Origin of the sequence: uncultured Kriegella sp. (assembly GCF_963975415.1) — a bacterium.
Lineage (GTDB): Bacteria > Bacteroidota > Bacteroidia > Flavobacteriales > Flavobacteriaceae > Kriegella.
Window position 1 is genome coordinate 115,308 of sequence record NZ_CAXBGN010000013.1, and the last position, 14,029, is coordinate 129,336.

General features: G+C 39.7%; 9 protein-coding genes. 5 read left to right on the forward strand and 4 right to left on the reverse strand.

The genetic code is table 11. The features are described from left to right. Window positions 1-207: 207 nt before the first annotated feature. The gene (locus tag AACZ88_RS20925) at window positions 208-717 is read right to left on the reverse strand and encodes a UpxY family transcription antiterminator (RefSeq protein WP_339714827.1); all 510 of its coding nucleotides are present in this window, start codon (window positions 715-717) and stop codon (window positions 208-210) included. Further along, entirely contained in the window at window positions 707-1,300 is a 594-nt protein-coding gene (locus AACZ88_RS20930) for a hypothetical protein (protein ID WP_339714830.1), read from the reverse strand. Before AACZ88_RS20930 ends, AACZ88_RS20925 begins: the two co-directional genes overlap by 11 nt. Before the next feature lie 1,245 nt (window positions 1,301-2,545). Here AACZ88_RS20930 and AACZ88_RS20935 point away from each other — a divergent pair. From AACZ88_RS20935 to AACZ88_RS20945, 3 genes are all read left to right on the forward strand, one after another. After that, window positions 2,546-3,802: a WcaI family glycosyltransferase gene (locus tag AACZ88_RS20935; RefSeq protein WP_339714833.1), complete on the forward strand. Its 1,257-nt coding sequence runs from the start codon at window positions 2,546-2,548 to the stop codon at window positions 3,800-3,802. Between the two features lie 215 nt (window positions 3,803-4,017). Then, window positions 4,018-5,346 carry an AMP-binding protein gene (locus tag AACZ88_RS20940; protein WP_339714836.1) on the forward strand — a complete coding sequence of 443 codons (1,329 nt, stop codon included), beginning with the start codon at window positions 4,018-4,020 and terminating at the stop codon, window positions 5,344-5,346. An 11-nt stretch (window positions 5,347-5,357) separates the two neighbouring features. Beyond that, window positions 5,358-6,413 (forward strand): sugar-transfer associated ATP-grasp domain-containing protein, encoded by a 1,056-nt coding sequence (locus AACZ88_RS20945; RefSeq protein ID WP_339714839.1) that lies wholly within the window; start codon window positions 5,358-5,360, stop codon window positions 6,411-6,413. 9 nt (window positions 6,414-6,422) lie between these two features. Here AACZ88_RS20945 and AACZ88_RS20950 read toward each other — a convergent pair whose 3' ends face one another. Continuing rightward, entirely contained in the window at window positions 6,423-7,328 is a 906-nt protein-coding gene (locus AACZ88_RS20950; RefSeq protein WP_339714841.1) for a glycosyltransferase family 2 protein, read from the reverse strand. 109 nt (window positions 7,329-7,437) lie between these two features. Continuing rightward, entirely contained in the window at window positions 7,438-8,577 is a 1,140-nt protein-coding gene (locus AACZ88_RS20955) for a polysaccharide pyruvyl transferase family protein (RefSeq protein WP_339714843.1), read from the reverse strand. A 940-nt stretch (window positions 8,578-9,517) separates the two neighbouring features. Here AACZ88_RS20955 and AACZ88_RS20960 point away from each other — a divergent pair. Together AACZ88_RS20960 and AACZ88_RS20965 are read left to right on the forward strand one after the other, a co-directional pair. Further along, entirely contained in the window at window positions 9,518-11,083 is a 1,566-nt protein-coding gene (locus AACZ88_RS20960; protein ID WP_339714845.1) for a glycoside hydrolase family 16 protein, read from the forward strand. 439 nt (window positions 11,084-11,522) lie between these two features. Further along, a complete protein-coding gene (locus tag AACZ88_RS20965) occupies window positions 11,523-13,736 on the forward strand; it encodes a glycoside hydrolase family 16 protein (protein ID WP_339714848.1) in 2,214 nt (737 codons plus the stop codon). Window positions 13,737-14,029 lie beyond the last annotated feature (293 nt).

Sequence of the window (14,029 nt, forward strand, 5' to 3'; positions counted from 1 at the left end):
TTCTAATAATTGACGTTTACTACGGCTCCGCCGTTGCCTGTCACAGAGTGACACACAAACCGCAAGCGACTTTTTCAATTTGGCTTATTGGATTATTATCCCAATTCAAGCCAAAACATCGGAAATCTTTTATAAATAAGAATTTCCGTACTATTTTTACTTGTCAAGAACACCTATTCTTAAGTGCCTTGTCATTCGGTCAAGACTTTAGACCACTTCCCTTAATTTGGCATTGACTACGATGCCCATGCCCTCTAAAACCAAGGAAACCCTGTTACGGCCCACATGGCGTACAACGCCTTCTTGATTTTTTAAAAGGCCCCGTTGAATGGTTACCCGATTGCCTAGTTGTAACTCGCTGTGGTTTAGCTCTTCAACTGAATCGTTCTCCACCCAATTTTTAAGAACCGTTATTTCCTCTTCACGTACAATGGCGGGTTTGCCCAACCACAACAAATAACGTTCGACCCCGGGCACCGCAAAAGCGATTGCCCGATCCTTTTCCTTGCTTTTAATAAACACATAGGATCGGATCAAAGGGGTTTCTATAGTTTTCTTTCGATCACTCCACAAACGGACTTCCTTAATCATGGGGCAATACACCCGAACATCCATTTTCGCGAGTCTTTCGGCCACTTTTTTTTCATAGCCATGTCGAACCTTTAAGACAAACCACTGTGCTATATCAATACGCTTTTTTCTTGTCTCAGACAGCATTACATATGGGTTTTCGAGCATTGATGAAGTGGGGGGATTCATCGATACTATTCTTTTGAAATAGTTTATCAATTAGGGGGATCTGTATATTGTTTTTGCCGTCCATCAGCGATTGAAATGGATGGTTTGAAAAAGCCTTATGCATAAAGCCCTGGCGCTTTTGCCTAAAAAATAAATAGCCTAATGATTCCGCCTTAATCAAAATATAGGCCAACGGAGTTAACCGAGGGAACAGAGCATAAGACCCAATTAAAAGGCTACAGGGCAAGGTAAAAACGAATAATGGGTAATCGAGAGAATCGTAAGTTCGCCCCTTTAGACTGAAGCCTGCAAAAGAGGGAAGGCCATAAATGGCATACAAATGCAATGGCTCGATAAACTTGTCGCTTAAACGTTCCGTATGTTCGGTAGTATGGCGATACAAAAAATAAGTGATGGCTAACCACAATACATTGTGGTATAAGATGTTAAGAGGGTCAAGGTAGGCAGGTAGTGTCGAGAAATACCGCACCCCGTTTATAATCCCCAAGTGTATGAATATGGAAAGTGGAATTACAAAATCGGAATTCTTTAATTCTCTCATAGAACAATTGTAATAATTCCGTTCACTCCTCAAAAATACTTCGTCAGCCCCCTCTCTGTAACGGTATTTGTAAAATGCAATCACCCTGGCAATTGAGCCACTTGGCATTTTAGTAATCGTAAAAAGTAAATGGTTCTATCTGAATTATTTATGATTGACCACCTAAGAACAAATGCCTGATTTGACACAGGGGCAAATATATACATACGATGTAAAGTGACAAAAGTTAAAACCGTGTTATACCGAATATTTGAATTGTTTGTAATTAATGGAACGGTACGTTGTAATTTATGCAATAGAGGGGCTTATTTTAAAGAATATGAAGATGGAATACGATTCGTGTTACGGGTTTAAAAATATAGGACGTAACTATATGAACTCAAAAATAGACGACCGGAAAAATCGCAATAGCCAAGCTGCTACAGTGTTTACCAAGAGCTATCGGGGTGTTTTTGTCTGTGAAAAGGGCAGTTTCCAATATATAAAATCGCACAAGCCCATTTATTAGGTTTTGGTGATAACCTCCCCGTGGAACACTTTACCAGCGTACTCGCCGGAGTCCGATTACCGCTTGAATAGGAGAGGCACTTCTTTTTTTGCGGTCCCGCCGCTTTTATAGTATCTGTATGGGTTGTCATGGCATGGGCTTTTCATACGAATGGCCTTTTACTCCTATAGGTAATCGTTCAGTTTAAAAAAAATGTTATCTGGGGCTTCCGACTTAGTTAAAATCGATGTGCGGGCTTTCGAGATTTTATAGTATGCATTATTGCAAAGTATTTATGTTCCGGCATTTTCCGAAAGGATAATATTCGAAGCTTGAACAGCCATAATCTAGATTTGGAAATCAGCTGTTTTACCCCCTAATTATTGACAATCACCCAACCTAAGACCTAATAATTTTTAAATCCGAAAAAGTGGTGTACAGGCGTCGAGAATGCTTGGTATTTTTCTTTTTTTGACCGAATTATCACGTACTTAGCCTTTGGTAAACGGTAAGGAAAATACCTGGCAATACCCCCATATTTGTCGTCGGCTTACCATGTTTTTAAGACGTGTGAGCTGGGAAATTCGAATTTAAAATGTGTGAAAAAATTGGAAAATAATACGCGCTGATTTTTAACGATGAAAGTGAAAAGTCGACGATTGGTGAAGGCATAGTGTGGTGAGGTAGTGGCGTGAATATAGGGTATGGTCTTTCTTTTCTTATAAAAGAATTAGTGCTAATGCTTAAAACAATTCGATTTGGAAGCAATAAAGACAAAACGCATTTTATTTGTTGGATATAATTTTTCGCCAGAATTGACCGGAATCGGAAAATACTCGGGTGAAATGATGAATTGGCTGGCGGAAAAGGGTCATCATTGTACGGTTTTGACGGCCTATCCCTATTACCCGTATTGGAAAGTACAAGAACCGTATCGGAAAAACCGTTTTTGGTATAAGACGGAGGTTAAAAAATATGAGTCCGGCGGGCAACTCGAAGTACTGAGATGCCCCATGTATGTACCTGAAAACCCCAGTGGTCTAAAACGAATGCTTTTAGATACTTCTTTTTCGGCCGCAGCTTTGGGGCGTATGTTTCCCTTATTATTCGGAAAAAAATACGATTGGGTGATTTCGGTAGCACCATCCTTTCAATTTGGTTTGTTGGGGGTATTGTATAAAAAGCTACGGGGGGCCAAACATTTACACCACATTCAAGACTTACAAATAGAGGCGGCACAAGACTTGGGGCTTATTCAATCGCCGAAACTGTTAAAAATCTTGTACGGTACGGAGCGCTATATTTTTAAAAATACCGACATTGTGAGTAGTATATCTGATGGGATGATTTCCCGTGTTGCAAAAAAAGCAAAGAAACCCTTGTTGTTTTTTCCCAATTGGACGGAAACAAACAAATTTTTTCCTATTGCGGATAAGGCATCCTTAAAAGCGCAGTTTGGTTTTAAAGTCACGGATTGGGTGGTTTTATACTCCGGTGCCATTGGGGAGAAACAGGGACTGGAAGCCATTTTGCATTCGGCGAAAGCACTAGGGTCGTATCACCAAGTGCAATTTGTTATTTGTGGTACCGGGCCTTATAAAGAAAAGTTGAGGCATATTGCCAAAGAGATGCAGTTAGATAACCTGCGTTTTATGCCCTTACAGCCCAAAGAAGATTTTAACGCTTTTCTAAATATGGCAGATCTCCATTTGGTCATTCAAAAGGAAAAGGCCAGTGATTTGGTCATGCCGTCAAAATTGACGACCATTCTGGCGGTTGGTGGGTTGGCACTGATAACGGCCAACCAAGCGTCAAGTCTGCATAAAATGGTGAGCAAATATAAAATGGGTTTATTGGTGGACGCCGAAAACCAACAAGCGTTGAACGAGGGTATTCTAAAGGCATTTCAAAATCAAGAGAATATGCATGTCAAACAGGCCGCGAGGACCTATGCGGAGCAATATTTGGCCATTGACGAAATTATGCCAGCTTTGGAAAAGGAAATGTATGTCTAGTTTTCGTTGGATCAATCGTACTTTTATCGATTAATAGTGTCCTTTTAACTATAATTTATAAAAGTTCCCTATTCCGGTAGTATGTTTAATCTTGGCTTATACAACATACTTTTTAGCACAGCATTTGCTGTTGTTCAACTGAAAAACTACGGAGTCTAAATCAATATTTATGAGGGGCCCACTTTTGGGCGTCGATAATACTATATGGATCAATTATGGGGGATAGCTTTTCGAGAGCGGTTTTTTTGTTTAAAACCAAGGTGCTAAAGCCAAAAATTAATAAGCGCTATCAAGAAACCGAGACAGCTTTACAACAGGAAGACCTTTCCGATCTGAATTTTAAAAAGCGCCAGCAACTATTGGCTCACGCACTCACCCATTCCCCTTTTTATAAGGATAAATATGCGGGATTACCCATAGCCAAAGAAGGAATAAGGCGCGAAGAAGACTTTTTTGAAATACCGCCTTTGACAAGAACCGAATTACAGGCAAACTTTAAGACGATCAAGGCCGATAATGTATCATTCACACAATACCACAAAGCGAGTACTTCGGGGAGCACGGGCCTACCGATTTCGGTACTGCATGATCGCCGACATCCGGCTACGCTGATCCGTTGGCGTATTCAAAGCTGGTGGGGTGTGCAACCATGGGAAAATCAGGCCTTTGTATATCGATTTAAAAGATCTTTTTCAGAACGCCTAAAGAATAAGACGCTGTTGTGGCCCACCAAGCGTATTTTTCTGGCGGCGGCGGACCTTAATTCAAAGAAAATAGACAAATTTGTTCGCGATTTTAATCGGCTTAAACCGACTTTATTACAGGGTTTTGTAGATATCATGTTTGAATTTGCCCTGTATTTGTTGGACAACAATATTAAAATCCACCCTCCAAAAATGGTTTGGGTTACGTCTGCTCCCTTGTTTCAAGAACAGCGGGAGCTGATGGAAAAGGCTTTTGGGGCTCCGGTCTGTGATCAATATGGAAATACCGAAATTTTGGTAATTGCCGCAGAGTGTCCCGAGCAAAAAGGGTTACATTTGATGCACGATGCCGCACATGTAGAATTTGTAGATGAAAACAATAGGCCCGTACCCCCGAATACGACAGGCAGAATTCTTTTGACAGATTTGACGAATTTTGCTTTTCCATTAATTCGCTATGACATTGGAGATCGGGGAAGGTATATGGAACATTCCTGTAGTTGCGGGAGTCCCCTTCCTTTAATGGAAAGTATAAAGGGACGCCAGACCGTGAATATTAAGACCCCTACGGGGCTTCTGATTCGAGGAGAGCACCTTATGGCCATGTTCGACGGCTATATGAAGGTTTTTAGGGAAATTCAATTGTGTCAAGAAGCCGATTTTTCCGTCCGTATCGATTATGTACCCAGAAACGATAATCAAGGAGCAAAGGAAATAGAAAAAATGGCTGAATTGCTTAAGCAACGTGCCCGCTCCGAAATTAAAGTTACCTTTAAGGAAGTACATAAAATACAGCGTGTCAACCAAAAAACACCTTTGATTATTAGCCGTTTAAAATAATAGTGCTGCCGATGCCCCCGAAAGAGAAAGTGAAGCTGTTTGTAAAAAAAGCGGAAGACAAAGTAATGGTAAGAAGATACCATTATATCTCGAATCGGCAAGCATTTAAAGCGCTCGAAGAAATCGAAAAAGAAAACGGGAAACTCACGTCAAAATCGAAAGGGATAATAGACGAATATGCTGTGGATATTTTGGGATGGAAGGGTTTCGCCCCTTGGCTATATGTTTACACGGCAGTTCATGGAAGTTTTAAGGAAGGGTGGATACCCGATAACTACTATTTTAAAAAGGTTGTTCCGAAGATTCAGGGGGATTACGGTAAAATCTCTTTTCTGAAATCACTGAACAATCTAATTTTTCAAAAAGAAGTTGGTCCAGATGTTGCCTACTATATCAACGGCTTTTGGTTCGATAAAAGTTTTAAAGCAATTGCTAAAGAGAAATTAGAAGCGGTACTATTTCGAGATACAGCAATGGTTGTCTGTAAATCGGATCAATCTTGTCAGGGTAGTGGGGTATTTGTGATAAGAAAGGATGGATTTGATTTAAACGCGATAGAAAAAATAGGCAATTGTACGATACAAAGTTACATTGATCAACATGCCTTTTTTAATGCCTTCATGCCGGATGTAGTCGCCACGATCCGAATGACAACGGTCGTTGATGCTGAAAACAGAATTTCGTTGAGGGCTTGCTATCTTCGGTTGGGAAGGTTTAACGATACGCATGTAAAGTCTGTAAGCCACATTCGCGTACCCATTGATGTGAATGATGGAAGGCTTCATGAAAAGGGCTATCTGGCGAATTGGAAGAGGGTTGATGAACATCCTGATTCAAAACTGTCTTTTGTAAACAAGTATATACCTAATTATAAGGAATGTGTGCAATTGGTATTGGAACTCCATCAGCGGATGCCGATGGTAAGAACCATAGGATGGGATATCGTTGTCGATGCCGCCGGTCATCCAATAGTATTGGAATGGAACGGTTATAGCAATGATATTAAATTTTCGGAAGCCACCCAAGGCCCTTGTTTCCAAGATTTAAATTGGCATTTGTTAAAATAAAGAAAAGGGTCAAAGTTCGATTTGGTAATTTTTTGAGATGAATTGTTTTATTTTAACGGTATCGTTGCCACAAGCCTTTTTGACTTCATAAATCTTGGCATCCACCAGCGTACGATACCACCATCCTTGCATAAAGTGCCATAAAAAGCCTTCTTTTCCCTGTGTAAAACCGAACTTAAAGAAATACCGGTAGACAAAATAGATAAACGAGCGCCAGAACAAGGGCATATTGGCATACTTTTTTTTCTTTTCCCTTTTTGATTGTGCGTCGGCTGACATTTCGTATTGCTTGGCTTGTTCAGTTTTTGGTACGATCAACTCATATTCCAGATTTAATAATTCAATGGCTTCTCGAATGGCATAATTGTTATGCTTTTGTATCCACCAGCCTAAAGGATTTAAGTTGTAATCGACAAAATAGCCATCAAATTGAATGCTCTTACCTTCGGTAAGTACAATGTGTTCGTCCATCCATCGGTCTTCGCAAACCCCATGTTGATGTCGAAACAAGCGCAACATATTCATTTGTACCATGCCTTTGGTCATCAATTTATCCATGAAGTACATCTTACGTTCGAATACCACTCCTGAAAAATCGGTCGATAGATGGGGGAGTTTCTGGTTGATTTCGGCAACGAGGTCGGCAGTTAAATATTCATCGGCATCCAACCGAAAAATCCATTCCGTGGCGATGGGCAGGTTTTTTAGGCCCCAATTGAACTGCTTGGCATGGTTGTTTTCCCATTTGTTTTGGTAGACCTTGGCACCTAGAGACTCGGCAATTGACACGGTTTGGTCGGTTGAAAAGGAGTCGACCAAAAAAATAGTTTCTGAAAACTGTTGTGCATTTCTAATACAGCGCTCAATATGCTTCTCCTCGTTATAGGTTAAGATAATTGTTGATATTGAATTCATTAGCCTTTAATTTCTCGTTTTTAATGAATTTTGAAGGTTCGCTGTTTTCAACATTTCACCGTTTGAAAGGGGTTGGGTCATACGGTGGGCCTATTGAAAAATAATATTTTTAATTCAATGCGTTTTTTAGAAATTCAATAGAAACACCTATTTGTTTGTCCAATTTCTTTTTGACGTCTTCAAAGTTTATATCATTTAACTGGTCTAGGTCCACTTCATCACCTTCTCTTAAAAGTCGGTCTTTAAGATTTACTACGGACATCAAACTCTCTTGCCTGCTGTTATTGTTTTTACTGGCAGGTGTAATCGTATAAAAGGGTTTTTCAAAAATCAAAGAGAATATACTGCCGTGAAAAGAGGTTGTTAAAACGATGCTTGCGCCACTATATAAACCTAAAAACTCTAGAGGGCCGAAATCCCTGATATTTAAAATCTTGTCGTCAGACTCCAAGGGCATTTCATTTTTACAGACACGAATGATTTTATATCCGGTTCTTTCTTGAATTTTATAAGCCAGTTCTTCGGCATATTTGTTTTTCTTAAAAATAAAAAACAAAATATAAGGCTCATTAGCGGGGTAGGGCACCATGAGTTCTTCCCACTCGCTTTTTGAGAGTAGTAATGTTGGATCGACAACGTGTGTAGCGCTTTTGCCACTAACATTTTTGATGATTTCTACACCGTCACTTTCCCTAGTGCTAATGTGATTTAAATTATTGATCCATTTTTTATATTGAGGATAGTAGGTTTGATTTACATTGGCCACTCCAAAACTAGAAGCATAAGAAACCTTGTTTGCGTTTTCCGGTGCAAAAGTTAAATAGTATGGGGCCATATTGGTGCCGTTGTTCGGGTTCCAGACCTGGTCGCTTCCAACGATATAATTATCATAGTTCAATTTGGCACTATACAGTTCTGAATAGCTTTTGTACACCGGCGATAGCGAGGTGTTGTTTTTATGAAAATCGTCAAATCGTTGTTTTCTTATTTTTGCAATTTCAGGATACTTGAACGCGCTATATTTATCCAGCCATTTTAAGACTAAATCCTTTAGGCTATTCTTGATCGAAGTTTTAATTAAGGGCTGAGAAAGTTTTTCACTTTGATACTCCGGATTTTTATAGTAGAGGTAATTTATGATTTCATTATCATACCCCATTAGTTTTAGTTTATGGTGTAGGGCAAAGGCTTGCAGTTCGGCACCATAATTATTTACATTCAGAATGGTGATAATTCCTGTTTTTTTCATTTTCAATAGTTGACAATTTATAAAAGTGCTGCGGGCAATACATCACAAAAAAACGTCATTTTATTGATGATTCCGGCCTTTCATTTATGGTTAAAGATACTATTGTTTTAATAACTGATTGTTTAGAAATTGATAGGTTTTCTTCTAGCTATTATTTTTCACGATTCACTGTTTTTCTTGTCGGTTTCTTGTGGATTATTCATTTTGTCGCTGGCGATTATAGCATTCTCGCAGGCCAAAATTTGTTCAAATAATTACAGCTAAGCTTTAGGGTCGAACAAATGCTATAGTTCTAATGAATGCGTGTTTTTCCTTTTTGCGAAACATTGGGTCGAACATTGCCTAAAAGGTTCAAGCCTAAAACCGTTTTTAGTCCACAAACTTAGTACTCGGGTTTATTGAACAGGTGTTGTGCGGTATAAATAACCGTTCTTCCTTTCGAGATGTGTTGCCTAATGGAATAATAGCGTTCAACTATGGCGCTTACTATTTGTAACGAAAAAGTTAAAGGCCCGATTTATTGGTATATGGAGAATTGCACATATTTTTTTACGATTGGGTTTGTGAATTTGTGTGATTGTTCTAATGGTAAGCGTGTTTTTTTAGGATTTTAATAAAATGGACTTTTTTAGATTTTAATGTATTTCCTTTTTAATACTAAACAATGGATAACATCGTTGAATCATGGTGAATATTCGTTGCCGTTGATTTAAAGGTCTTTGGTATGGGAATTTTGGTAATGGGAAAACCATTTGTTCGCTTCGTTGGGCAGAAATCAGGGTGCAACATCAATAATGTTGATCAAATGGTCGGGAAAGACAATAAACGGGTCGTTTTACAGCTTATAATATAGGATTTAATTCAAGTTTGTTGCAGCGTAGACCCGATATGGAAAATTTGAAGATGCTTACGTCATAAGAATCAGATAAAAATAAGAGAGATGCGTGTATTTGTAAAATATATACTTTTAGTAATTTGTGTGGGGTCTTGCTCCCAAGATGTTCTTTCCGTTTACTTGGAGGAGGACAAGGTTATAGCCGAGAGTTTGCCAGCTGTCTATTTAGAGGAAAAAAGAGTCTTTAAGGAAGATGTTCAAGATCAAGCTTCTTTTGTGGCAGATTTTGATTCGGGTACCTTTATGCTTAATGGGAAAACCGGTACCAAAGCGTCGTTGGTCGACCCTTATAGAATTGCGCCTAAGGGCACAAATGAAGGGGTTAAGGATAATGCGTTGCTATTTCCCCTAAGTGCGCTTGGTGTGACGGGTGACGAATGGACGTATTGGATAGAAGTTACTTTTCCCAATACTATAAATTGGAAGGAGTATAATTTTTTTGCGGAATCTGGAACGTTAAATCGCAGTACCCGCATTGTACATCGCGTTACTCCTGATTTGCGCTGTGTCTCGGAATTCTATGGAGGAGATGATGCAAGTTACCTGGGAATGGAACGCTCTAGTTTTTCTGTCGGCGGTGGTACGCGAATTCTTATTCAGCAATCCATTGACAAATCAAGTATAATTACGAAACTTGGTGATGACCCTGTTTGGGAGAAAACGGGACTCGAATCCAATAAATTTCAATATTTGGCCGTGGGAGCCGATTTGCTGGGTTTTCAAGAATTTCCTGAAATCAAGATAAATCGTATCGTAGTTTTTAATAAAAAGATACATGACACGATTTACGAAGATCAGGGTTATGATGTTTCTGCCTTTACCGAAGAGGTGTTCTTCGATGATTTCGATTCACTAAATCTACGTTCTGGCGCACCTCGTAATTATAGATTTAGCCAAGGTGTCTGGACACCTCGGTATTCATATACCGACAATGAAGTATCGCTTAAGGGATGGGCTTCGGAAAATTCAAATTCCTACAAGGCCGACCCTACATACAATTGGCCCGATGAATGGTCTCCTTTCGATATTGATAATTCCACATTGAAAATTCGAATGGATCGCACAACCGGAACCAACTTGATTTCAGAAATGCCAATCAACCCTTCGACGCGGCAACCTTACGAATGGGTTGGTGGGGTACTGACCACCAAACACTCAAACGTCTTTAGAGCACCCTGTTATGTAGAGGCCCGAATAAAATTTCCTGAGGGCAAAGGATTATGGAATGCCTTTTGGCTATATAATAATTATGATGGTCATAAAGAAATCGATATTGCCGAGCAATGGACCGCCGATTTAAACAGTTATGGGGTGGCACAACACAACTTCAATGGCACCGAAATTATACATGAGTCCTTACTAATGAATACCGGTATTGACCTGACTCAAGATTATCATCGCTATGGGGTGGTCTGGGCCGATGAACAGTTGGTGTTTTTGCTTGATGGCAAAGAAATATATACAATGCCGCAACACAAATCGTTAAGCGGCAGGGCGCTTTATATTATTCTTAATACAAGTATCGGTGGCTATCAAGGAGATCCCGATCATACTACCCCTGATAAAAACGAGATGCTGGTTGATTGGGTAAGGGTAAAAGTAAGAAGATAGGAGGTTTTTCCAATTGGTTTTGTGTTTTAAACCTAGTGTACAAACTCATACAACCCCCCCCTATTTCAAATGGTTACACAATCATGTGCCGTATGCAATTGGTTCGTAATTCTTTTGATGCTATTTTTTAAGTAAAATGTAAGGAAAGCATAGCGATAAATTGACTGATGTTTTTATGCCTGTATTTAGGCAACACCTTTTTTTTACTAAAAAAAATAAATCACCTCACAAAATGTTTCGCTCATCATAATTCAGAATTCAACCATTATTCGGTTACCTGAGTCTTGTTTCTTGTTCAAATGTTAACATTTTGATTGTTTCGTCGAGTTTCTCTAGATTTTTTAGGTTATGGAAGGGTTTTTCGTGTAATTCATTGTCTTAATGATACATTTAAACGATTTTTAATACAAGTTCACGTAAACTTTAATAACAACAACCAATGAGGGCATTCATCGGCAATTTTTATTCAAAAAAAGACATTCGACTATTTCTTAAATGTGTATTCTTAGTGATGTTCATCGGGGCGTGTTCTTCAGATGACCTTGATAAAAGTTTGGTATTACAAGAAGATTTGGGGGCGGTTAAAATACAAGCCAGTAGTATTTTGACGGAAGATTTATTGAATGAAGCTTCGTTCGTGGCAGATTTTGATGCAGGTATCTTTGCATTGAATGGTAAATTAGGTACGAAAGAGTCACTTATCGATCCCTATAGGGTACAGCCGAGGGGGCAGAATGGCGGGGTAAAGGATAATGCGCTTCAATTGCCACTAACGGCCTTAGGGGTTACAGGAGGGGAATGGTCGTATTGGATCGAAGTCACATTTCCTAATGATATCAAGGAATGGCCAAAATATAGCTTTTTTGCAGAATCTGGTACGGTCAACCGAAGTAACCGTATTTTGCATCGGGTTTCCCCAGGTTCCGATTCCAATTGTGCTTCAGAATTTCATGGAGGGGGCGACGCCCGGTATCTGGGGGTCGAACGAAGTAGTTTTTCTATGAGCGGGGGTACAAGAATACTTGTTCAACAGGCTATCGATGGATCAAGTATCATAACAAAACTGGGTGATGACCCTGCTACCGAGAAAAAAGGGGTTTTGCCAACTGAATTTCAATATTTGGCCGTAGGTGCCGACCTTTTAGGTTTTCAACACTTTCCAAACATTAAAATAAATCGGGTAGTAGTTTTTAATAAAAAATTGAATTATCAAGAAAGTCAAAGTGAGCGATACGGCGAAGCCACTTTTGTAGCAGATTTTGATGAGGGCACATTCCTATTGAATGGTCGAGCGGGTACCAAGGCATCGCTTATCGATCCCTATAGGGTGCAGCCTGTTGGTCAGAGCGGGGTAAAGAACAATGCGCTGAGATTGCCATTGGATGCCCTGGGAGTTACTGGTGACGCATGGTCGTATTGGATTGAGGTAACCTTTCCCAATATCAAGAATTTACCAAAAAATGTTTTCTTCGCCGAATCGGGCACTGCAGATCGAACAAACCGTATTTTACACCTGGTTACCTCTAGTCCTGATTCGCGTTGTGCTTCTGAAATTCATGGAGGGGTCGATGCCAAGTACTTGGGTGCCGAAAGAACCAGTTATGCCGTGAATAGTGGTACACGAATATTGATTCAACAGGCTATGGATAAATCGAGTGTAATTACAAAACTCGGTGATGACCCTGCTTGGGAGAAAACTGGTGATATTCCTTCCGAATTTCAGTATTTGACCGTAGGGGTCGATCTTTTGGGTTATCAGAATATTCCCGATATTAAAATTAATCGAATTGTAGTTTTCAATAAAAAGCTGGATTATTCGGAAGAAAAAAATCAAGGTTATGATGTATCTGAATTTACGGATGAGGTGTTTTTCGATAGTTTTAATTGGCTGAATCTACGCTCAGGTTCCCCAAGTTCTTATGAAGAGGGCCAGGGTATTTGGACACCGCGATTTTCGTACGGCGATAATGATTCATCGCCCAAAGGTTGGTCGGGCGTGTCTAATGTTTATATGGCAGACCCTACCTATAATTGGCCCAACCAATGGTCTCCTTTTGAAATTGAGAATTATTTCAACCTCAAAATGCGGGTAGACCGCACTACCAATACCGGGCTGGCGTCGCAAGTGCCGATTAACCCAAATACGGGAAGGCCTTATGAATGGATTGGTGGGGTTATCACGACAAAACACTCGAATACTTTTAAGGCCCCTTGCTATATCGAAGCTCGCATCAAGTTTCCTAAAGCTAGCAAAGGAATTTGGAATGCCTTTTGGCTTTATAATAATGATGATGGGCACCATAAAGAAATAGATATAGCGGAATATTGGAGCAAAAACCCGGAAAGTTATGGCGTAGCTCAGCATAGCACTATTGGTTCAAGCGTAGAACATGAGATCAAACACACGTACCCGGCCATTGATTTGACCGAAGACTATCACCGTTACGGGTTGGTTTGGGCAGATGGTAAGTTGGTGTTTTTACTGGATGGAAAAGAAGTGGCAACACTTCAGCAGCATGAGGCGTTGACCGATGCCGAACTTTACATAATTCTCAACGCCGGTATTGGGGGCTATCAAGGAGACCCTGATCAATATACCCCAAACAGTAATGAGATGCTTGTTGATTGGGTCAGGGTTCAAAAGAGACCTTAATTTTTGAACGTTGGGCTCTTGTTCGAAGCAATACTAAATTTAAACGAATTTTTCTTTTATAAAAAGTTTGTTGCAAGTGCATGATGTGGAGGGTAGAGGTATGTTCGCCCAGATTGCTTGTGTAGGTTTTTATGAATTTTTTCTGGCCGGACAGCTGCATAAAAAAGTATAAAATCAACCCATTTGTTACTTTAGATTAAGAGAGCTTCAAAGGTTTGTCTGTCAAGGTTGAAAAATGCGTCCTGTAGCCGAATTTTGTTTGACTTATTGGGTACCTATTAAAAGTTGCGATA

Bases quoted from the DNA above. Each gene is read 5' to 3' on its own strand.
- AACZ88_RS20925 (WP_339714827.1), bottom strand. From the start codon at position 717: ATGCTGTCTGAGACAAGAAAAAAGCGTATTGATATAGCACAGTGGTTT.
- AACZ88_RS20960 (WP_339714845.1), top strand. From the start codon at position 9,518: ATGCGTGTATTTGTAAAATATATACTTTTAGTAATTTGTGTGGGGTCT.
- AACZ88_RS20950 (WP_339714841.1), bottom strand. From the start codon at position 7,328: ATGAATTCAATATCAACAATTATCTTAACCTATAACGAGGAGAAGCAT.
- AACZ88_RS20945 (WP_339714839.1), top strand. From the start codon at position 5,358: ATGCCCCCGAAAGAGAAAGTGAAGCTGTTTGTAAAAAAAGCGGAAGAC.
- AACZ88_RS20930 (WP_339714830.1), bottom strand. From the start codon at position 1,300: ATGAGAGAATTAAAGAATTCCGATTTTGTAATTCCACTTTCCATATTC.
- AACZ88_RS20965 (WP_339714848.1), top strand. From the start codon at position 11,523: ATGAGGGCATTCATCGGCAATTTTTATTCAAAAAAAGACATTCGACTA.
- AACZ88_RS20955 (WP_339714843.1), bottom strand. From the start codon at position 8,577: ATGAAAAAAACAGGAATTATCACCATTCTGAATGTAAATAATTATGGT.
- AACZ88_RS20940 (WP_339714836.1), top strand. From the start codon at position 4,018: ATGGGGGATAGCTTTTCGAGAGCGGTTTTTTTGTTTAAAACCAAGGTG.